Here is a 19,852-nt window from a genome sequence, read left to right on the forward strand (position 1 = left end):
AATTTCGATGGGCACAAATGGCGTGAAAAAGTGGCGTCAGAGTGGCGCCCGGAAGATTGGCGGTCAAGGAAAAACCACCGTGCCGAGCGGCTGATAGATCGGCGATGGAGACTGTGCTAAAAAGGCTGCCATGTGACGTGCGGGCCTTGAACATCAAGGGTTTGCGCTGTCGTTCACACTTATGCGTTAAAAACCGGTTCGCAGTGGCAATGGCAGAGCAATCTACGCAGCAGCAACCCAGCGCCTTGAAGGTCATGGTCATCGACGACTCGAAGACTATCCGCCGCACCGCCGAAACCCTGCTGCGCAACGTCGGTTGCGAGGTAATCACGGCGGTCGACGGCTTCGATGCGCTGGCCAAGATCGTCGACCATCATCCAGGCATTATCTTTGTCGACATCATGATGCCGCGCCTGGACGGTTACCAGACCTGCGCCCTGATCAAGAACAACGGGGCCTTCAAGGCGACGCCAGTGATCATGCTGTCGTCCCGCGATGGCCTGTTCGACAAGGCCAAGGGGCGCATCGTCGGCTCCGATCAGTTTCTGACCAAGCCTTTCAGCAAGGAAGAATTGCTGGGCGCGATACAGGCCCATGTCCCGGGCTTTTCCGCTGTCCAGCCGCACCAGGCAAACTCATGACGCTCGGCCTGCGGGCCCGAGGTCTACAGAAAATGGGGAACACCATGGCACGAGTTCTGATCGTCGATGATTCGCCGACTGAAATGTACAAACTGACCGGCATGCTGGAAAAGCACGGTCATCAGGTTCTCAAGGCTGAGAACGGCGCCGATGGCGTGGCACTGGCCCGCCAGGAAAAACCCGACGCGGTATTGATGGACATCGTCATGCCCGGCCTCAACGGGTTCCAGGCCACTCGCCAACTGACCAAGGACCCGGACACCGGGCACATTCCGGTGATCATCATCACCACCAAGGACCAGGAAACCGACAAGGTCTGGGGCACCCGCCAGGGCGCGAGGGATTACCTGACCAAACCGGTGGATGAAGACACCCTGATCGCAACCCTGAACAAAGTACTGGGTTGAACGCACGGCCATGAGCCAATCCCTGACCGCTTTCGAGCTGTTGCTGCGGATCGATCGGCGCTGTCGGTTGCTGGGCGCGGACCTGCCGTCCCAACCGGTCCACCGCGACACCTGGAGCGGTATCGGCTTTCGCCTGGGCGAACACTGGTTCGTGGCGCCCATGGGTGAAGTCAGCGAAGTGCTGCACGAGCCGCGTCACACGCCGTTGCCCGGGGTCAAGCCATGGGTTCGCGGAGTGGCTAACCTGCGCGGGCGTTTGCTGCCGTTGATGGATCTGTGCGGCTTCTTCGGCCATGAACTGTCCAGCGTGCGCAAGCAGCGGCGGGTGCTGGTGGTGGACCATGACGAGGTGTTCGCCGGTTTGCTGGTGGACGAAGTGCTCGGCCTGCAGCATTTTGCCCGGGACGGCCTGGAGTCGGCCCCGGCGAACGACCTCGATGGCCCGGAGACGGCCTTCGTCCAGGGCCGGTTCGAGGGCGAGCGGCAGTGGCAGGTGTTCAGTCCGTTTGCCCTGGCGCGGTCGTCGGGATTCATGGATGTGGCGGTTTAACAGGCCGCAGCGCGGCCCCTGTGGGAGCGAGCTTGCTCGCGATAGCGCCAGTGCAGTCAACATTGATGCAAGCTGTACCGCCGCTATCGCGAGCAAGCTCGCTCCCACATTTGAATGGCGGTGGTTTGGGGTTTTGGGGACAGGCGAGAACCGATGATCAAAGCAAAAACAGGCAAGCCACTGGAAGCGTCGCGCAGTCGTTCGCAGATCATCGTGCTGTTCGTCGCGTTGATTGTCTTCATCATGCTGTTGTTCGCCAACTTCGCGTACCTCAACATCCAGTCCACCTATGACAAGCAATACATCGGGCACGCCGGTGAGCTGCGGGTGTTGTCCCAGCGCATTGCCAAGAACGCCACCGAGGCCGCCGCCGGCAAGGCCGCCGCGTTCAAATTGCTGAGCGATGCGCGCAATGATTTCGCCCAGCGCTGGGGTTACCTGAAGCAGGGCGACCCGGTCACCGGCCTGCCGCCTGCGCCTGCCACCCTGCGTCCGCAGATGCGCGCCGTGCAGCTGGACTGGGAGCGCCTGCTCAAGAACACCGATGCCATTCTTTCCAGCGAACAAACCGTCTTGTCGCTGCATCAGGTCGCGGCGACGCTGGCCGAAACCGTGCCGCAACTGCAAGTCGAATACGAGAAAGTCGTCGAAATCCTCCTGCAAAGGGGCGCACCGGCCCCCCAGGTGGCCATGGCCCAGCGCCAATCGCTGCTGGCCGAGCGGATTCTCGGCGCGGTGAATACCGTGTTGGCGGGGGACGAAAACGCCAGCCAGGCCGCCGATACGTTCGGTCGTGATGCCGCGCGTTTCGGCCAGGTGCTCAACGGCATGCTGCAAGGCGACCCGACCTTGAAGATTTCCCAGGTGCAGGACCGCGATGCCCGGGCGCGCCTGAGCGAAATCAGTGAGCTGTTCGAGTTCGTCTCGGGCTCGGTGGATGAAATCCTCGAGACCTCCCCGGAACTGTTCAAGGTTCGCGAATCGGCGGGCAACATCTTCAACCTGTCGCAAACCCTGCTGGATGAAGCCTCGCACCTGGCTTCGGCGTTCGAAAACCTCGCGGGCGGGCGCTCCGTTAACACCATTGGTGGTTATGTGCTGGGTCTGCTGGCGCTGATGTCGATCATCCTCATCGGCCTGGTGATGGTTCGCGAAACCAACCGCCAGTTGCGCGAAACGGCGGAAAAGAACGAACGCAACCAGAACGCGATCATGCGCTTGCTGGACGAGATCGAAGACCTGGCCGACGGCGACCTGACCGTCACCGCCTCGGTCACCGAGGATTTCACCGGGACCATCGCCGATTCCATCAATTATTCGGTGGACCAGCTGCGCGATCTGGTGGCGACGATCAACCTCACTGCCGGCCAGGTGGCCGCCGCGGTGCAGGAGACCCAGGCCACGGCGATGCACCTGGCCCAGGCGTCCGAACACCAGGCCCAGCAAATTTCCGAAGCTTCGACTTCAATCAATGAAATGGCCCAATCCATCGACCAGGTGTCGGCCAATGCCGCCGAATCGTCGGCGGTGGCCGAGCGCTCCGTGGAGATCGCCAACAAGGGCAACGAGGTGGTGCACAACACCATTCATGGCATGGACAACATCCGCGAGCAGATCCAGGACACCGCCAAGCGCATCAAGCGCCTGGGCGAGTCGTCCCAGGAAATTGGCGACATTGTCAGCCTGATCGACGACATCGCCGACCAGACCAACATCCTGGCGCTCAACGCCGCGATCCAGGCGTCCATGGCCGGTGATGCCGGGCGCGGCTTTGCGGTGGTGGCCGATGAAGTTCAGCGGCTGGCGGAGCGCTCCTCGGCCGCGACGCGGCAGATCGAAACGCTGGTGCGAGCGATCCAGGCCGATACCAACGAGGCGGTGATTTCCATGGAACAGACCACCACCGAAGTGGTGCGCGGCGCCCGGCTGGCCCAGGATGCCGACGTGGCCCTGGAAGAAATCGAAGGCGTGTCCAAGACCCTGGCGGCGCTGATCCAGAGTATTTCCAACGCGGCGCAGCAACAGACCACCTCGGCGGGCCAGATATCCTTGACCATGAACGTGATCCAGCAGATCACTTCGCAAACGTCCTCGGGCTCCACGGCCACGGCAGAGAGCATCGGCAACCTGGCGAAAATGGCCAGCCAACTGCGCCGGTCGGTGTCAGGGTTCACCTTGCCGCACGGGGCCGGCTGGCGATGAGGACAAGCAGTAACTGATCAGCCCTGCATATTGAAAAAGGGCATGTGGCGAGGAGGCTTTGTGGCGAGGGAGCTTGCTCCCGCTTGAGTGCGCAGCGCTCACAAAGTTCTTGGGGCCGCTGCGCCCGAAGCGGGAGCAAGCTCCCTCGCCACAAAGGCTGATGTAATCCTGCGGCATACGACTGTTGATTTGGAGTGGTTATGGGTGATCGGCACGACTATGTGGCCCTGGAATGGGTCAAGGGCGAGATTGCCGAAACGCTGAAGCAGGCCCACCTGGCCCTCAACCGCCTGGTGGACGATCCGCAGGCAGTGGATGCCCTCGGCCAGTGCCTGGCCTGCATCCATCAGGTCCATGGCGGCCTGCAGATGGTCGAGTTCTATGGCGCGGCGTTGCTCGCCGAGGAAATGGAACAACTGTGCATCGCCCTGCAGGACAACCGTATCGCCCACCGCGACGAGGCCATCAGCCTGTTGCGCCAGGCGCTTGGCCAACTGCCGACTTACCTTGAGCGCGTCCACGGCGCCCGCCGCGACCTGCCGTTGGTGGTACTGCCGTTGATCAACGACTTGCGCAGTGCCCGGGGTGAAGGCCTGTTGTCCGAAACCCGCCTGTTCAGCCCGGAACTGCCAGACATCGCGCCGCTCGACGATGACGCCTTGAAGCGGCTCGAACCGGCCGACCTGCCGAATATCCTGCGCAAGTTGCGCCAGAGCCTGCAAGTCGCGCTGGCGGGATTGCTGCGTGAGCAGGACGACGTCACGCATCTCGGTTACCTGGCCAAGGTCTTCCACCGTCTCGAAGCCCTGTGCGCCGGAGCGCCGCTCAATGCGTTGTGGCAAGTCGCCTCGGCGCTGGTCGAAGGCATGCGCGACGGGCGTATCGCCAACAGTCCGGCGCTGCGCAGCCTGTTCAAGGACGCCGACAAGGAACTCAAGCGCTTGCTGGAGCAAGGCATATCCGGCATCAATCAGCCGGCCCCGCCACACCTGCTCAAGAGTCTGTTGTTCTATATTGCCAAGGCCGAACATCCCAGCGGGCAGATGCAGATCATGAAAGAACGCTACTCACTGGACGATGCGCTGCCCGACAGCGCCATGGTCGACGAAGAACGCGCGCGCCTGGCCGGGCCCGACCGCGATGCCATGCGCTCGGTCCTTGCCGCATTGTGCGAGGAGTTGGTGCGGGTCAAGGAGCGCCTGGACCTGTTCGTGCGCAGCGATCGCCAGCATGCCTCGGAACTGGACAGCCTGCTGGCGCCCTTGCGGCAAATCGCTGACACGTTGGCGGTGCTGGGGTTTGGCCAGCCGCGCAAAGTCATCATCGATCAGTTGGCCGTGGTGCTGAGCCTCGCCCAGGGCCAGCGCGAGCCTGACGATGCGACGCTGATGGACGTCGCCGGCCGCCTTGCTCTACGTCGAGGCGACGCTGGCCGGCATGGTCGGTACCGTCGAACCTGAAAGTCGCGAAGACAACCACCTGCCGACGATCGACCTGACCCAGATCCACCAGATCGTCATCAAGGAAGCCCACACCTGCCTGCAACAGGCCAAGGACATGATCGTCGACTACATCGACGCCGACTGGAACAGCGAGCAGCTCACGGAAATGCCCGCGCTGCTGACCCAGGTGCGCGGTGCGCTGGCGATGATCCCGTTGAGCCGTGCCGCCAGGCTGGTGGAGGCGTGCAACGAATTTATCCGCGAGCACCTGCTGCTTGAACATGCCCAGCCAGGGTGGGAGGAGCTCGATCATTTGGCCGATGTGATCAGCGGGCTGGAATATTATCTGGAGCGCTTGGGCGAAGACCCGCTGAAGCCCGCCGAGAGCCTGTTGGACGGCGTCGAGCGCAGCCTGGGCGTCCTCGGTTATTTCCCTGACGAAGCTCGCGTCCCGTTGCTCGATGACGTGCTGAGCCCCAACGAAGCCCAGGTCATGCAGGATTTGCAGGAACTGGACGATCCGCAGACCGTGCAGTCATTGGCCGAAGTGCTGGCCAACCCGGTCTCGGCGGTCAACCCGCCGGCGAGGAACATGCCGGGTAGCCTGCTGCCGCCCCCCATGGATGAAAGCCCGGTGGACGATGAACTGCGCGAGGTGTTCCTCGAGGAGACCGACGAGGTACTGGATGTCCTGCATGAATACTTGCCGCGCTGGACGGCCGACCCCGACGACCACGGCGCCCTGACAGAACTGCGGCGGGCTTTCCATACCCTCAAGGGCAGCGGCCGGATGGTCCGGGCGCTGGTGTTGGGAGAATTGGCCTGGGCGGTGGAAAACCTGCTCAACCGCGTGCTGGAACGCAGTGTCGAGCCGGGCGCTTCGGTCCTGCAGCTGGTTGTTGAGACGGTGCAATTGCTGCCGGGGCTGGTCGCTGAGTTTGCGGCTCATCACCAGCGCCAGCGTGATGATGTCGACCGCCTGGCTGCTCGCGCCCACGCGCTCGCCAAGGGCGGCGATGCCGAAGAGGACGATGAACAGGACGTGGCGGCGCTTGACCCGCTGTTGCTGAAGATATTCGACAACGAAGCCCAGGGGCACCTCGCTGCGCTCAATCGCTTCCTCGACCAGGCCGCCGAACACCTTCCGCTGCAGGCCAACGACGAACTGCAACGTGCCCTGCACACGCTCAAGGGCAGCGCTTCCATGGCTGGCGTGCTGCCCATTGCCGAGCTCGCCGGGGCGCTGGACGAACTGGCCCGGGAATACAAGGCGCACTTGATTGCCCTGGACCTGGATGAGGTGGAGCTGCTGCTCGAAGGCGAAGGGCTGTTGCGACGAGGGCTGCGTCAACTGCACAGCGAGCCGCTGGTGCCGATCTGTGGTGCCGCCGACCTGATCCAGCGCGCCCAGGCACTGATGACCGAGCGCTTGCAAGCGGTCCTCGGCACACCGGACCAAGGCGCGCGGACCAAGCGTGATCCGCAGTTGATCAACAACTTCCTCGCCCAGGGCATGGACATCCTGCTGGATGCTGAAAACCTGCTGCAGCGCTGGCAACAACATCCTGGCGAAGGCCAGGAGCTCAGCGCGTTGCTCGACGAGTTGACCACCCTGGGCGAAGGCGCGCACCTGGCCGACCTGCACCCGGTGGATGAACTTTGCGAAGCCTTGCTCGACCTTTACGGCGCGGTCGAAGAGAGCAGTCTGGCGGTCAGCGACGCATTCTTCCAGGAAGCGCAACGCGCCCATGAAGCGTTGATCGACATGCTCGACGAACTGGCGGCCGGGCAGGAAGTGCATTCGCAACCCGAGCGGGTGCAGGCTCTTCGCACGCTGCTCCAGGAAAGTCTCGACCCGGCCGCCACGGGGCTGATTCGCAGCGACGGCAGTCGCACCCTGAGCATTCGCGAGCTGGGCCAGGCGACGGCCGAAATGGAACACGGCGCGAGCGCCGATACGTCCATGGACGATGACATCGCGTCGATCTTCCTCGAAGAAGCGCAGGACATCCTTGAAAGCGCCGCCCAAGCCTTGCAGCGCTGGCTGGCGGACCCGGACAACGGCGCGCCACTGTCATCGCTGCAGCGAGACTTGCATACCCTCAAGGGCGGCGCGCGCATGGCCGATATCCGGCCGGTGAGTGATCTGGCCCAGGAACTGGAAAATCTCTATGAGGGGTTGGTGGACCGCCGCTACAGCTACAGCGAGGCGCTGGCGCAGTTGCTCAACAACAGTCACGAGCGTCTCGACCTGCTGCTGGGGCAGTTGCAGCAAGGACAACCGCTGGGTGACCCCGTTGCGCTGATCGATGCCCTGCACCGGTTCCGCCAGGACAAGCCGAATACCATCGAGCTGCCGCCGTCCCATCAAGGTGACGCCGCGGGCCATGACCCCGAACTCCTGGAAATATTCCTCGAAGAGGGCTTCGACATCCTCGACAGTTCCGGCGCGGCGTTGCTGCGCTGGCAGGAGGATCCGGCGAACCGCCAGGCCGTGGAAACCCTGTTGCGCGACTTGCACACCCTCAAGGGCGGCGCGCGAATGGTCGAAATCGCGCCCATCGGCGACCTCGCCCATGAGCTGGAAAACCTCTATGAAGGCTTGTCGACAGGACTGCTGCAACCGAACCCAGCGCTGTTTACGCTGGTGCAGGGCGGCCATGACCGTCTGGCACAAATGCTCGACGCCGTTCGCGCCGGCCAGCCGTGCCCGCCCGGTGACCGGCTGATTGCGCGGATCCAGGCGGTCAACCATCCGCAGGTGAGCGAGGCGTCAGAAGACGCTGCCGCGCCGCCAATCGCCCCATCGCCAACGCTGCCTGCGCGAGCCGAACCCGCTACGCCGAGCGACGGCGCTGACATGGTCAAGGTGTCCGCCGAATTGCTCGACGACCTGGTGAACCTGGCCGGCGAGACCTCGATTTTCCGAGGGCGCATCGAACAGCAGGTCAACGACGCGCGCGTGGCGCTGGGCGAGATGGAAACCACCATCGAGCGCATGCGCGATCAGTTGCGGCGCCTGGACACCGAAACCCAGGGACGGATCCTCAGTCGTCAACAAGTGGATGCCGAGCGCCTGGGCTACGAAGAGTTCGATCCGCTGGAAATGGATCGCCATTCGCAACTGCAGCAATTGTCCCGGGCATTGTTCGAGTCGGCCTCGGATTTGCTCGACCTCAAGGAAACCCTCGACCGCAGCAATCACGACGCGGAAAACCTGCTGCAACAGCAAGGGCGCATCAACACCGAGCTGCAGGAAGGCCTGGTGCGTACGCGCATGGTGCCGTTCGAGCGTATGTTGCCGCGCCTCAAGCGCATCGTCCGGCAAGTCGCGCAGGAGCTGGGCAAGGACGTCGAGTTCGTGGTCGATAATGCCGAGGGCGAGATGGACCGCAACGTGCTTGAACGCATGGCCGCGCCTCTGGAACACATGCTGCGCAACGCCGTCGACCATGGCCTGGAGCCGGCTGACGTGCGCATCGCCGCCGGCAAGCCGGCCCGTGGGCGCATCAGTCTCGATTTGTCGCGAGAGGGCGGCGACATCATTTTCGACATCCGTGACGATGGCGCCGGGGTGCCGTTGGACGCGGTGCGGCGCAAGGCAATCAAACGGGGCCTGCTGGCGCCCGACAGCGACATCAGCGACCGTGACGTGCTGCAATTCATCCTCCAGCCGGGCTTTTCCACGGCGGAAAAGATCACCCAGATTTCCGGACGTGGTGTCGGCATGGACGTGGTCCACGAAGAGGTGCGGCAACTGGGTGGCACCATGTCCATCGACTCCACGCCTGGGCAGGGTGTGCATTTTCGCATCCGCCTGCCGTTCACCGTGGCGGTCAACCGCGCGCTGATGGTGCAGTGCCACGAAGACCAATACGCCATTCCGCTGAACACCATCGAGAGCATCGTCCGGGTGTTGCCCGCCGAACTGGATGGCTATTACCAGCTCGATCCGCCGACTTACACCTACGCCGGGCAGCGCTACGAGCTGTGTTACCTGGGTGAGCTGCTGAAAACCGGCGCCCGCCCGAAACTGCTGGGCCAGAGCCAACCCTTGCCGGTGTTGCTGGTGCAGTGCAACGAACGGCATGTCGCGGTTCAGGTCGACGCCACCACCGGCACCCGGGAGATCGTGGTCAAGAGCCTTGGCCCGCAATTTTCGGCGGTGCGGGGCCTGTCCGGGGCGACGATCCTGGGGGATGGGCGAGTGGTGCTGATTCTCGACCTGTTGGCACCGATCCGCGCCTTGCCCCACCAGGTACCGCGTCGCGAAGTGCCGACTGAAGGCGATGGCGAACCGCAACGGCCGCTGCTGGTGCTGGTGGTGGACGACTCCGTGACGGTGCGCAAGGTCACCAGCCGGCTGCTGGAGCGCCATGGCATGCACGTCCTCACCGCCAAGGATGGCGTGGACGCCATGGCCCTGTTGGCCGAACACTCGCCGGACCTGATGCTGCTCGACATCGAGATGCCGCGCATGGACGGCTTCGAAGTCGCCACGCAGGTGCGCAACGACCCGCGCCTGGCGCACCTGCCGATCATCATGATCACCTCCCGCACCGGCCAGAAACACCGCGACCGCGCCATGGCCATCGGCGTCAATGACTACCTGGGCAAGCCGTACCAGGAATCGGTGCTGCTCGACAGCATCGCCTACTGGAGCAAGACCCATGCATGACTTTCACCCTCGTACCAGCCACCTCACCGGGCTGTTGCTGCCATTGGCCGATCGTCATCTGATCTTGCCCAACGTGGCGGTGGCCGAGCTGATCGACTACCAGCGCAGCGCCTTCGATATGGACACGCCACCGTGGTTCCTGGGCTGGGTAAGCTGGCGCGAGCGACAAATCCCGTTGCTGAGCTTCGAGTCGGCCTGCGGCCAGAAAACCGTCATCGGCGAGCGCGCCCGCATCGTCGTGCTCAACGCCCTGGGCGGGCGCCCGGAACTGCGCTTCATCGCTTTGCTGGTCCAAGGTATTCCACGTTCCTGCAAGCTCGACAGCCAGTTGAGCTACGTCGACGTGCCGCTGTGCGGGCTGGAGCAGGCGGCGGTGCAGGTCGGGGAACATGTGGCGAAGGTGCCGGATTTACTGGCGATGGAAGAGTTGGTGGTTGCTGCGGGGCTGGTAAGAAAATAGACCTGACACTGTAACTGTGGGAGCGGGCTTGCTCGCGAAAGCGGAGTGTCAGACACGTCAATGTTGACTGATATACCGCCTTCGCGAGCAAGCCCGCTCCCACAAGGTAATTATTCAACTTGATATATCGGGTTACCAAAAACCGCGACGAGGGAACGGGTCCCCCTGGGTAAAAACCTGCAAAGCCAGGCGACCTTTCGTGATTGTCTATTTATCGGGAACCCGCTCGACCTTGATGTCATCGATGTCCAGCTTACGGGACACACCAGACTCCCCGAAATCCGTACCGATCACGACATGGGCCCCGGTACCAGAGTAGGAAACCGCAATTAGATCACTCGGGAGCCACGTACCGGTTGGCGTGCTCGGATATATCCAAAAAGCGGAAAAGCCCAGCGATACGTTTGCAGTAACTATGACTCTGATCGTTTCTGCTTCCCCCGCCTCCGGTGGGTGAACGCGGTATCTGAAGGATGTGAGAAGAAAACCTTTGTCTTGCTTTGGTTCTGGAAAGGTAAACATCTTGGCGAGAGATGGCTGAAACGTTGATGGGGGTCTGTATTCCAGCTTGCCGGACCAGAAGGTATTCTTCTTGCCGCCTGGGTCTTGTTCCGACTTGAGCGTCCCATCCAGGGAGCCAATATCATTTTCCCAGCCGTTGCGTTTTCCATCTTCAAAGTCGTGCCCGTATTCGTTGTCGTTCATGGTGTTTCTCTCCAGTCAGCGCTTTTTTGACCTTGCCGAAGAAACCGGACATTAAAGATCGCGGCGCAGCCTATTCGGCGCTGTAACTGGCAGGTTGGCTACTGTCAGGACTGACAGTTTGAAGCCTCAATTCGACCAGCGGCTGTTTATGAAAGGCGTTGGTTTGAGGCTGCTTCGCTAATTCGCTGTAATCACATGGACTCCTGTGGTGCGAGCCTGCTCGTGATGGTGGCAGAACAGTCAGCATGCTTGACCCATCGTCATCGCGAGTAAGCTCGCTTCCACAAGAATTTGTACCCGCTCAGGAATTCGTTACTCCCACCGTAACGATCCGCCGTCGAGCTTGATTGATGCCCTCGCCACAACACTCCTAATGTGACCTCCACGACAGCGAACCCGTGGAGTGGTCATGACAACAACAATATCCCCCGACTCGCGATGGACGCGGCGGCGCAGCGAAAAGCAGCGGCGCCTGGCGTTGGTCAAGGGCCTTGCCGATGGCGTGGTGTTGCCCACCGATAAAATCGTTGCGGCGCTGGAGGCCTTGATCCTGCCCGGCGACCGCGTGGTGTTGGAGGGCAATAACCAGAAGCAGGCGGATTTCCTTTCCCGCTCCCTCGCCAAGGCCGATCCGTCAAAGCTGCACGATCTGCACATGATCATGCCCAGTGTCGGTCGTTCCGAGCACCTGGACCTGTTTGAACGCGGCATCGCCCGCAAGCTCGATTTCTCCTTCGCCGGTACCCAGAGCCTGCGCATCAGCCAATTGCTGGAAGACGGCCTGCTGGAAATCGGTGCGATCCACACCTACATCGAGCTCTATGCACGGCTGGTGGTGGACCTGATTCCCAACGTCGTGCTCTCGGCCGGTTTCATGGCCGACCGCGCCGGCAATATCTACACCGGCCCGAGTACCGAGGACACGCCCGCGCTGATCGAGCCGGCGGCCTTCAGCGATGGCATCGTCATCGTCCAGGTCAACCAATTGGTGGACGACGTCAGCGAGCTGCCGCGTGTGGATATCCCGGCGTCCTGGGTGGATTTCGTGGTGGTGGCCGACAAGCCGTTCTACATCGAGCCGCTGTTCACCCGCGACCCGCGTCATATCAAGCCTGTACACGTGCTGATGGCGATGATGGCGATCCGCGGGATCTACGAAAAACACAACGTCCAGTCCCTCAACCACGGTATTGGTTTCAATACCGCCGCCATCGAGTTGATCCTGCCGACCTACGGCGAATCCCTCGGCCTGAAAGGCAAGATTTGCCGCAACTGGACGCTCAATCCGCATCCGACGCTGATTCCGGCCATCGAAAGCGGCTGGGTCGAAAGTGTGCATTGCTTCGGCACCGAATTGGGCATGGAAAACTACATCGCCGCCCGGCCCGACGTATTCTTCACCGGCCATGACGGCTCGCTGCGCTCCAACCGCATGGTCTGCCAACTGGCCGGGCAGTACGCGGTGGACCTGTTCATCGGCGCCACCCTGCAAGTGGACGGCGACGGTCATTCCTCCACCGTGACCCGGGGCCGCTTGGCCGGCTTCGGCGGGGCGCCGAACATGGGCCATGATCCGCGCGGTCGTCGTCACGGCACGCCGGCCTGGCTCGACATGCGTCACGGTGACGGTGAAGCGCCGTTGCTCGAACGCGGCAAGAAGCTGGTGGTGCAGATGGTCGAGACGTTCCAGGAGGGCGGCAAGCCGACCTTCGTCGACACCCTCGACGCGGTGGACGTGGCGAAGAAAGCCGGCATGCCGCTGGCGCCGATCATGATCTACGGCGACGACGTTACCCACCTGCTGACCGAGGAAGGCATCGCCTACCTGTACAAGGCCCGCTCTCTCGAAGAGCGCCAGGCAATGATCGCCGCCGTGGCCGGGGTGACGGCCATCGGCTTGCGCCATGACCCGAAAGACACTGCGCGCATGCGCCGCGAGGGGCTGATCGCCTTGCCCGAAGACCTCGGTATCCGCCGCACCGACGCCACCCGCGAATTGCTCGCGGCCAAGAGCGTGGCCGACCTGGTGGAGTGGTCCGGTGGCCTCTACAACCCGCCCGCCAAGTTCAGGAGCTGGTAAATGCGCGCCTTAAACCTGCAACCCAAGCCAATCTCCCTGGCTGAACGTCTGGCCGACCTGGCGGTGGACGCATTGATCGACGAGGCCGACCTCTCGCCGAAACCGGCGCTGGTGGACCGTCGCGGCAGCGGTGCCCACACCGATTTGCACCTGGGCCTGATGCACGCTTCGGCGTTGTCATTGTGGCCGGCCTTCAAGGAAATGGCCGAGGCCGCCCTCGACTGCGGCGAAATCGGCCTGCCACTGCGCGAAGCCCTCGGCCGGATCGGCCGGGAAGGCGAAGCCGCGATGCTGGTGACCACGGGCGGCGTGAATACCCACCGTGGCGCGATCTGGGCCTTGGGCCTGCTGGTCGCGGCGGCGGCGCTGGAAGCTGAATCCAGTGTTGCCAGTGCCGTCACTTTACGTGCCGCACGCCTGGCCTTGCTCAATGACCGTTATGCACCGCAACCCCTGAGCCATGGCGCCCAGGTCGCCCAACGCTACGGCGTGCGCGGTGCCCGGGAGGAAGCGCAACTGGCATTCCCGGCGGTGACCGGCCTGGGCCTGCCGCAACTCAAGCGCAGTCGCGCGGCGGGTGCGGGCGAACAGAACGCCCGGCTCGATGCTTTGCTGGCAATCATGACCACCCTGGCCGACACCTGCGTGCTCTACCGCGCTGGCGAAGCCGGTTTGCAGGCCATGCAGCACGGCGCCAAAGCGGTGCTCGATGCCGGTGGCAGTGCGAGCCTGGGCGGTCGTCGCCAACTTCATGCGCTGGACCAACAACTGATTGCCTTGAACGCCTCGCCCGGCGGCGCTGCCGACTTGCTCGCCGCCTGCCTGTTTCTCGACCGTATCGAACGCGGCGATGGCCTCTTCCCAGGAGCTTGCTGATGGAAACCTTATCCTTTGAATTCCCCGCCGGGCAGCCGCCACGGGGCCGGGCGCTGGTGGGTTGCGTCGGCTCGGGCGACCTGGAAGTGCTGATCGAACCGGGGCTGGCGGGCAAATTGACCATTCACGTGCAGACGTCGGTCAACGGCAGCGAGCAACGCTGGCAGCATTTGTTCACCCGCATGTTCGACGGCCAGACGCCGCCGGCAATGAGCATCGACATCCATGATTTCGGCGCCACCCCCGGCGTGGTGCGTCTGCGCCTGGAGCAAGGTTTCGAGGAGATCGGCCATGACTGACAGCGCAGCGTTGCTCAACAAGCACAGCTTCGTCGAACTCGGCGCCCGGCAACGGGCCAGGGCCTTGCTCGACGAGGGAACGTTCCGTGAGCTGCTCGATCCGTTCCAGCGCGTCATGTCGCCGTGGCTGCTGCGCCAGGGCGTGGTGCCGCAGAGCGACGACGGCGTAGTGATCGCCAAGGGCAACCTAGACGGTCTGCCGGTTGTCGTGGCTGCCATCGAAGGCGCGTTCCAAGGCGGCAGCCTCGGTGAAGTCGGCGGGGCAAAAATCGCCGGAGCATTGGAGCTGGCCGCCGAAGACAACCGCAACGGTATTCCGACCCGCGCCGTGTTGCTGCTGGAAACCGGCGGCGTACGGTTGCAGGAAGCCAACCTCGGGCTCGCGGCGATTGCCGAGATTCACTCGGCAATCGTCGACCTGCGCCAGTACCAGCCAGTGGTGGGTGTGGTCGCCGGCAGCGTCGGCTGTTTTGGCGGCATGTCCATCGCAGCCGGGTTGTGCAGTTACTTGCTGGTGACCCAGGAAGCACGGCTGGGGCTGAACGGCCCGCAGGTGATCGAGCAGGAAGCCGGGATCGACGAATACGACTCCCGCGACCGGCCGTTCATCTGGAGCCTGACCGGCGGCGAACAGCGTTACGCCACTGGATTGGTGGACCGATACGCGGCCGACGATGTCGCGCAGATTCGCCGGCTAGTCAGTGAACTGTTGCGCCAGGGTGTGCCCGCCGAACACCGCAGCGGCCAGGCCGAGTTGTTCCTCCAGCGCTTGGCTCACTTGGACACCGACGTGCAAATCGAACCGGCAGCGGTTCGCCAGCTGTATCAGGGAGAACGTCCATGACTTCGTATTCATTGAGAGGCCTGCGCTGGTTCGAGGCCCTGAGCGGTGGTGCCGAGGCGTTGGCCGGCCTGCCGGCTTCGCTGAAAGTCGCCGATGTCCAACTGGGCGAACAAACTGCGCGCCTGCTCGCCGTGGTGGCCGATCCCGCCAACCGTTTTCCTCGAGCACGCAACGGCGAAGTCGGCTTGCTCGAAGGCTGGGGCCTCGCCAAGGCGGTGGACGATGCCATTGAAGACGACCGCAATGCGCCGCGCAAACGTGCGCTGGTCGCCATCGTCGACGTGCCCAGCCAGGCTTATGGCCGTCGCGAAGAAGCCCTCGGGATTCACCAGGCGCTGGCCGGCGCGGCGGACAGTTATGCCCGCGCCCGATTGGCCGGGCATCCGGTGATTGGCTTGCTGGTGGGCAAGGCGATGTCCGGTGCGTTCCTCGCCCACGGCTACCAGGCCAACCGGTTGATCGCCCTGCGCGACCCGGGCGTGATGGTTCATGCCATGGGCAAGGCCTCGGCGGCGCGCGTGACCCTGCGCAGTGTCGAAGAACTCGAAGCCCTGGCCGCCAGCGTGCCGCCGATGGCCTATGACATCGACAGCTACGCCAGCCTGGGGCTGCTTTGGGAAACCTTGTCGGTGGAACAGATCGAGCAGCCGACGGCGGCGGATCTGGGCCGGGTGATTGATTGCCTGCAACAAGCGATCAATGACCTGGCAGGTGCACCTCGGGATTTGACCAATCGCCTGGGCTCGAACCATCGCGCCGCTTCGAGCACCGTTCGCCAATTGCTGAGGGCGCAGTGGTGAGCACGTTCCTGGCCCATGACCTGCTCTGGGGGATGACTGCCTCGCAGTTGCCTGCGGATGCGCCGGGCTGGGCCGTCGAGTCGCTGGACCTCGGGCAGCCGGTGGTGGTGCGTCGGGCGTTGTCCTCCCCAGGGCACGTCGCGGTGGGTATACGCGGTCGCTCCCGGGAGCAGCGCTTCGCCACATCGATGTCTATGGCTGCGATCCAGCGCCGAGTGCGCCCGGAAGACCTTTGCCATGTCGAATCCCGTCGTGACCTGCCGGCATTGACAGCCCTGGCGCAGCTGCGACCCTTGCTCGACGCCGGTGGTTGGAGCTGGGGCGTGGGCGGCAGCGCCGGGTTCGAATTGGCCACGGGCGTCGAGGCACTGCATGAGCGCAGCGACCTGGATTTGATCCTGCGCACGCCGCGGCGTCTGGGTCGTCTCCAGGCCAAGGAAGTGCTGGCGCTGCTGGATGCCTCGGTCTGCGCCGTGGACATGCAGTTGCAAACGCCTTGCGGTGCCGTGGCCCTGCGCGAGTGGGCGGGTTCGTCGCGGCGGGTCTTGCTCAAGGATGATACCCGGGCGCGCCTGGTGAATGACCCTTGGCAATCTCCGCTGGAGCAGGTCGCGTGAGCAGCCTCTTCGTCTTCCCCGGCCAGGGTGCGCAGCGCGTGGGCATGCTCCATGGCTTGGCGCCGCTGATTCTCGACGAGGCGGGGGATGTGCTGGATGAAGACGTCTTGCGATTGGACAGTGCCGAGGCCTTGCAATCGACGCGCGCCGTGCAGCTGTGCCTGCTGATCGCCGGCGTGGCGGCGGCTCGTCGACTGCTGGAGCAGGCCCTCGCGCCGGATTACGTCGCGGGACTGTCCATCGGCGCGTATCCGGCGGCGGTCGTGGCCGGTGCGCTGGATTTTGCCGATGCGCTGCGATTGGTCAGCTTGCGTGGCGAACTGATGCAGCAGGCCTACCCGCAAGGCTACGGCATGACGGCGATGATCGGCCTGGACCTCGCCGCCGTGGAAACCTTGCTGGCGCAGGTGCACAGTGAAACAACGCCGGTTTACCTGGCCAATATCAACGCCGACAACCAGGTGGTCATTGCCGGCAGCGACGAAGCCATGGGCCTCGTCGCCGAGAAGGCCCGGCGGCAAGGCGCCGGCAAGGCCTGCCGATTGGCGGTCAGCGTGCCGTCCCATTGCCCGTTGCTGGAGGCACCGGCGCGGACATTGTCCGAGGCATTCGCCAACGTATCGTTGAAGGCGCCGACCCTGGGCTATCTCAGCGGTAGCCGCGCCCGCCCGGTGATCAAGGCCGATGCGTTGCGTGACGATCTCGCGTTCAACATGTGCCGGGTCGTCGATTGGCGCGGCACCGTGCAGAGCGCCTACGAGCGTGGCGTGCGCCTGCAGATCGAGTTGCCGCCTGGCGCGGTATTGACCGGGCTGGCGCGCCGGGTGTTCGAGCAAGGTACCGTCATGGCGTTCGACGGCGCGCGGCTCGACACGCTGCAAGCGCTGCTGCATGAGGAGGGACTCCGCCAACCCTAGACACCGACTCAAGCTGGCGAAGCACAAAAACAACAACTTCGACGATGCATTTTGAGGACTACGACAATGATTATCTACGGTGTGGCGTTTCTGGCCTTTTGTACCCTGGCGGGTATTTTCATCGGTGAGCTGCTAGGCAAATTGATTGGCGTGCCGGCCAACGTCGGCGGCGTCGGCATTGCGATGCTGCTGTTGATCGGCCTGGGCAGTTACCTGAACAAGCGCGGCCTGTTCAAGGGCAAGTCCGAAGCCGGCGTGGAATTCTGGAGCGCCATCTATATCCCGATCGTGGTGGCGATGGCGGCGCAGCAAAACGTTTACGGCGCATTGAAGGGTGGGCCGATGGCGATCCTGGCCGGAACCCTGGCGGTAGTGATTGCCTTTGCGTTGGTGCCGGTGCTGGTGCGCATCGGCAACAAGGACCCTCAATCCAACGTGTCCGTGAAAACGGTAGGGTGACCGCCATGTACGAATCCATGATGAAAGTCATCACCGGCTACGGCCTGATCAGCGGTTTCGCCATTGTCGGCATCACGATGTGGGTGTCCTACTGGATCAGCAATACGTTCACCAAAGGTCGCTTGCACGGTTCGGCCATCGCCATCCTGCTGGGGCTGGTGCTCTCATACATCGGCGGGGCCATGACGGGCGGGCAGAAGGGCGTGGTGGACATTCCGTTGCTGTCCGGGATTGGTCTGCTGGGTGGTGCGATGCTGCGGGACTTCGCCATCGTCGCCACGGCGTTCGGCGTCAGTATCGAAGAACTCAAGCGCGCCGGTTTCGTTGGCGTGCTGGCCTTGTTCGTCGGGGTCGGGACTTCGTTTATTGCCGGTGTCGGCGTGGCGATGGCCTTCGGTTATACCGATTCGGTGAGCCTGACCACCATCGGCGCCGGGGCGGTGACCTATATCGTCGGGCCGGTGACCGGGGCAGCGATTGGCGCCAGCTCCGAGGTGATGGCGCTGTCCATTGCCGCCGGGCTGATCAAGGCGATCCTGGTGATGGTGGCGACGCCGTTCGTGGCGCCGTTCATCGGCCTCAACAACCCGCGTAGTGCGGTGATCTTCGGCGGGTTGATGGGCACTTCCAGCGGCGTGGCCGGTGGCTTGGCGGCGACCGATCCGAAGCTGGTGCCCTATGGCTGCCTGACGGCTGCGTTCTATACGGCGCTTGGGTGCTTGTTGGGGCCTTCGTTGTTGTTTTTGATCATGCGGGGGTTGATGGGGTAGGGCTTAGGCTCTTCGCTAACCGCGCTGGCGCCTTCGCGAGCAGGCTCGCTCCCACATTGGATTGGGTTCACAAATCCCCTGTGGGAGCGGGCTTGCTCGCGAAGGGCGCGACTCGGTCTCAAGCCTGGCGATTGGCATACATCCGGCACTCCGCCAATAGCGCCAGCAGGTTCGGGTCGCGTTCCTTGGCCTTGAGGAACACCACACCGATGTGCTGCTGCAACCGGTACTTTTCCTGCAACGGGATCAGTTTCACCCGGTTTTCGTAGACCGCCGCGATCCTGCCCGGCAGCAGGGCATAGCCCACCCCGGAACTGACCATGCTCAGCAGGGTAAAGATATCGTTGACCTGCATCGCCACCTTCGGCTCGAACCCCGCCTGCTTGAACACCCGATTGCCGTCCTGGTGCGTGGCGAAGCCCTGGGTCAGGGTGATGAAGGTTTCGTCGCGCACCTCGGCCAGGTCGACTTCGCTGCGCTGGGCGAAGGGTGAGTTGGCCGGCGTGGCAAGGAAGATGTCATCGGAAAACAGCTGGATCTGTTCGCAGTCCGGGTCGTTGACGCTGTCGTCCAGCGACACCAGGATCGCATCGACTTCCATGTTCTTGAGCTTGTACAGGAGGTCGATGTTGGAACCCATGATCAGGTCGATATTGAGTTCGCTGCGGCGGATCTTCAGGCCCATGATCAGCTGCGGCACGGTCTTGACCGTCAGCGAATACAGCGAGCCAAGCTTGAAGCGCTCGGCGGAAAAACCAGCCGCCTCGCGGGTCAGGCGCACGCTTTCGATCACGTCCTGGATCAGTTTCTGCGCCCGCTCTTCCAGCACATAGGCGCTTTCCAAGGGGGTGAGGTTGCGGCCCTCGTGCTTGAACAATGGGCAACGCAAGGCGCTCTCCAGCGAATGAATGGCCCGGTGCACGCTGACGTTGCTGGTCTGCAACTCGGCCGCCGCCCGCGCGAGGCTACCGGTGCGCATGAAGGCCAGGAACACCTCGAGTTTCTTCAGGGTCAATTCTTCGTCGATCAGCATGGGGGGCGGACTCTTATTCGTATGGGCTGATTGTGCCCCATGTCTTCCTGGCGACGCGATTTATGTGGCTGG

General features: G+C 63.3%; 16 protein-coding genes and 1 pseudogene. 15 read left to right on the top strand and 2 right to left on the bottom strand.

The window, feature by feature from the left end:
* Positions 1-209 precede the first annotated feature (209 nt).
* From AB4N42_RS05140 to AB4N42_RS05165, 6 genes and pseudogenes are all read left to right on the top strand, one after another.
* Positions 210-641, top strand: coding sequence for a response regulator (locus tag AB4N42_RS05140; protein ID WP_030137900.1), 432 nt, complete (start codon positions 210-212; stop codon positions 639-641).
* A 44-nt stretch (positions 642-685) separates the two neighbouring features.
* Complete coding sequence (pilH, locus tag AB4N42_RS05145) at positions 686-1,048, top strand: twitching motility response regulator PilH (RefSeq protein ID WP_030137899.1); 363 nt, start codon at positions 686-688, stop codon at positions 1,046-1,048.
* 10 nt (positions 1,049-1,058) lie between these two features.
* Entirely contained in the window at positions 1,059-1,598 is a 540-nt protein-coding gene (locus AB4N42_RS05150; RefSeq protein ID WP_217860554.1) for a chemotaxis protein CheW, read from the top strand.
* Positions 1,599-1,751: 153 nt separating this feature from the next.
* A complete protein-coding gene (locus AB4N42_RS05155) occupies positions 1,752-3,800 on the top strand; it encodes a methyl-accepting chemotaxis protein (RefSeq protein WP_460115932.1) in 2,049 nt (682 codons plus the stop codon).
* A gap of 200 nt (positions 3,801-4,000) precedes the next feature.
* Positions 4,001-9,920 (top strand): annotated as a pseudogene (locus AB4N42_RS05160) (Hpt domain-containing protein).
* A complete protein-coding gene (locus AB4N42_RS05165) occupies positions 9,913-10,380 on the top strand; it encodes a chemotaxis protein CheW (RefSeq protein WP_030137895.1) in 468 nt (155 codons plus the stop codon). The pseudogene AB4N42_RS05160 and the gene AB4N42_RS05165 overlap by 8 nt, the downstream one beginning before the upstream one ends.
* A gap of 207 nt (positions 10,381-10,587) precedes the next feature.
* Here AB4N42_RS05165 and AB4N42_RS05170 read toward each other — a convergent pair whose 3' ends face one another.
* The gene (locus AB4N42_RS05170) at positions 10,588-11,085 is read right to left on the bottom strand and encodes a hypothetical protein (RefSeq protein WP_198796872.1); all 498 of its coding nucleotides are present in this window, start codon (positions 11,083-11,085) and stop codon (positions 10,588-10,590) included.
* Positions 11,086-11,494: 409 nt separating this feature from the next.
* On the opposite strand from AB4N42_RS05170, the gene mdcA reads away from it, so the two are divergent.
* The 9 genes from mdcA (at position 11,495) to madM (ending at position 18,747) form a co-directional block, all read left to right on the top strand.
* Complete coding sequence (gene mdcA / locus AB4N42_RS05175; RefSeq protein ID WP_198796871.1) at positions 11,495-13,165, top strand: malonate decarboxylase subunit alpha; 1,671 nt, start codon at positions 11,495-11,497, stop codon at positions 13,163-13,165.
* Positions 13,166-14,041: a triphosphoribosyl-dephospho-CoA synthase gene (locus AB4N42_RS05180; protein WP_030137892.1), complete on the top strand. Its 876-nt coding sequence runs from the start codon at positions 13,166-13,168 to the stop codon at positions 14,039-14,041.
* Positions 14,041-14,340 carry a malonate decarboxylase subunit delta gene (locus AB4N42_RS05185; protein ID WP_030137891.1) on the top strand — a complete coding sequence of 100 codons (300 nt, stop codon included), beginning with the start codon at positions 14,041-14,043 and terminating at the stop codon, positions 14,338-14,340. The genes AB4N42_RS05180 and AB4N42_RS05185 overlap by 1 nt, the downstream gene beginning before the upstream one ends.
* Positions 14,333-15,184 carry a biotin-independent malonate decarboxylase subunit beta gene (locus tag AB4N42_RS05190; RefSeq protein WP_460115933.1) on the top strand — a complete coding sequence of 284 codons (852 nt, stop codon included), beginning with the start codon at positions 14,333-14,335 and terminating at the stop codon, positions 15,182-15,184. Before AB4N42_RS05185 ends, AB4N42_RS05190 begins: the two co-directional genes overlap by 8 nt.
* Complete coding sequence (gene mdcE, locus AB4N42_RS05195; protein ID WP_460115934.1) at positions 15,181-15,984, top strand: biotin-independent malonate decarboxylase subunit gamma; 804 nt, start codon at positions 15,181-15,183, stop codon at positions 15,982-15,984. Before AB4N42_RS05190 ends, mdcE begins: the two co-directional genes overlap by 4 nt.
* Entirely contained in the window at positions 15,978-16,601 is a 624-nt protein-coding gene (locus AB4N42_RS05200; RefSeq protein WP_460115935.1) for a malonate decarboxylase holo-ACP synthase, read from the top strand. Before mdcE ends, AB4N42_RS05200 begins: the two co-directional genes overlap by 7 nt.
* Positions 16,598-17,518, top strand: a complete 921-nt coding sequence (gene mdcH / locus AB4N42_RS05205) for a malonate decarboxylase subunit epsilon (protein ID WP_460115936.1) — start codon at positions 16,598-16,600, stop codon at positions 17,516-17,518. Before AB4N42_RS05200 ends, mdcH begins: the two co-directional genes overlap by 4 nt.
* A 66-nt stretch (positions 17,519-17,584) precedes the next feature.
* Positions 17,585-17,977, top strand: coding sequence for a malonate transporter subunit MadL (gene madL, locus AB4N42_RS05210; RefSeq protein ID WP_198723988.1), 393 nt, complete (start codon positions 17,585-17,587; stop codon positions 17,975-17,977).
* A gap of 5 nt (positions 17,978-17,982) precedes the next feature.
* The gene (gene madM, locus AB4N42_RS05215; RefSeq protein ID WP_030137885.1) at positions 17,983-18,747 is read left to right on the top strand and encodes a malonate transporter subunit MadM; all 765 of its coding nucleotides are present in this window, start codon (positions 17,983-17,985) and stop codon (positions 18,745-18,747) included.
* Positions 18,748-18,865: 118 nt separating this feature from the next.
* Here madM and AB4N42_RS05220 read toward each other — a convergent pair whose 3' ends face one another.
* A complete protein-coding gene (locus AB4N42_RS05220) occupies positions 18,866-19,780 on the bottom strand; it encodes a LysR family transcriptional regulator (protein WP_460115937.1) in 915 nt (304 codons plus the stop codon).
* Positions 19,781-19,852: the final 72 nt, after the last annotated feature.

Source organism: Pseudomonas sp. H2_D02 (assembly GCF_054677635.1).

Bases quoted from the DNA above. Each gene is read 5' to 3' on its own strand.
- AB4N42_RS05155 (WP_460115932.1), top strand. From the start codon at position 1,752: ATGATCAAAGCAAAAACAGGCAAGCCACTGGAAGCGTCGCGCAGTCGT.
- mdcA (WP_198796871.1), top strand. From the start codon at position 11,495: ATGACAACAACAATATCCCCCGACTCGCGATGGACGCGGCGGCGCAGC.
- AB4N42_RS05140 (WP_030137900.1), top strand. From the start codon at position 210: ATGGCAGAGCAATCTACGCAGCAGCAACCCAGCGCCTTGAAGGTCATG.
- AB4N42_RS05165 (WP_030137895.1), top strand. From the start codon at position 9,913: ATGCATGACTTTCACCCTCGTACCAGCCACCTCACCGGGCTGTTGCTG.
- AB4N42_RS05185 (WP_030137891.1), top strand. From the start codon at position 14,041: ATGGAAACCTTATCCTTTGAATTCCCCGCCGGGCAGCCGCCACGGGGC.
- AB4N42_RS05180 (WP_030137892.1), top strand. From the start codon at position 13,166: ATGCGCGCCTTAAACCTGCAACCCAAGCCAATCTCCCTGGCTGAACGT.
- AB4N42_RS05150 (WP_217860554.1), top strand. From the start codon at position 1,059: ATGAGCCAATCCCTGACCGCTTTCGAGCTGTTGCTGCGGATCGATCGG.
- madM (WP_030137885.1), top strand. From the start codon at position 17,983: ATGTACGAATCCATGATGAAAGTCATCACCGGCTACGGCCTGATCAGC.
- pilH (WP_030137899.1), top strand. From the start codon at position 686: ATGGCACGAGTTCTGATCGTCGATGATTCGCCGACTGAAATGTACAAA.
- madL (WP_198723988.1), top strand. From the start codon at position 17,585: ATGATTATCTACGGTGTGGCGTTTCTGGCCTTTTGTACCCTGGCGGGT.
- AB4N42_RS05190 (WP_460115933.1), top strand. From the start codon at position 14,333: ATGACTGACAGCGCAGCGTTGCTCAACAAGCACAGCTTCGTCGAACTC.
- AB4N42_RS05220 (WP_460115937.1), bottom strand. From the start codon at position 19,780: ATGCTGATCGACGAAGAATTGACCCTGAAGAAACTCGAGGTGTTCCTG.
- mdcE (WP_460115934.1), top strand. From the start codon at position 15,181: ATGACTTCGTATTCATTGAGAGGCCTGCGCTGGTTCGAGGCCCTGAGC.
- AB4N42_RS05170 (WP_198796872.1), bottom strand. From the start codon at position 11,085: ATGAACGACAACGAATACGGGCACGACTTTGAAGATGGAAAACGCAAC.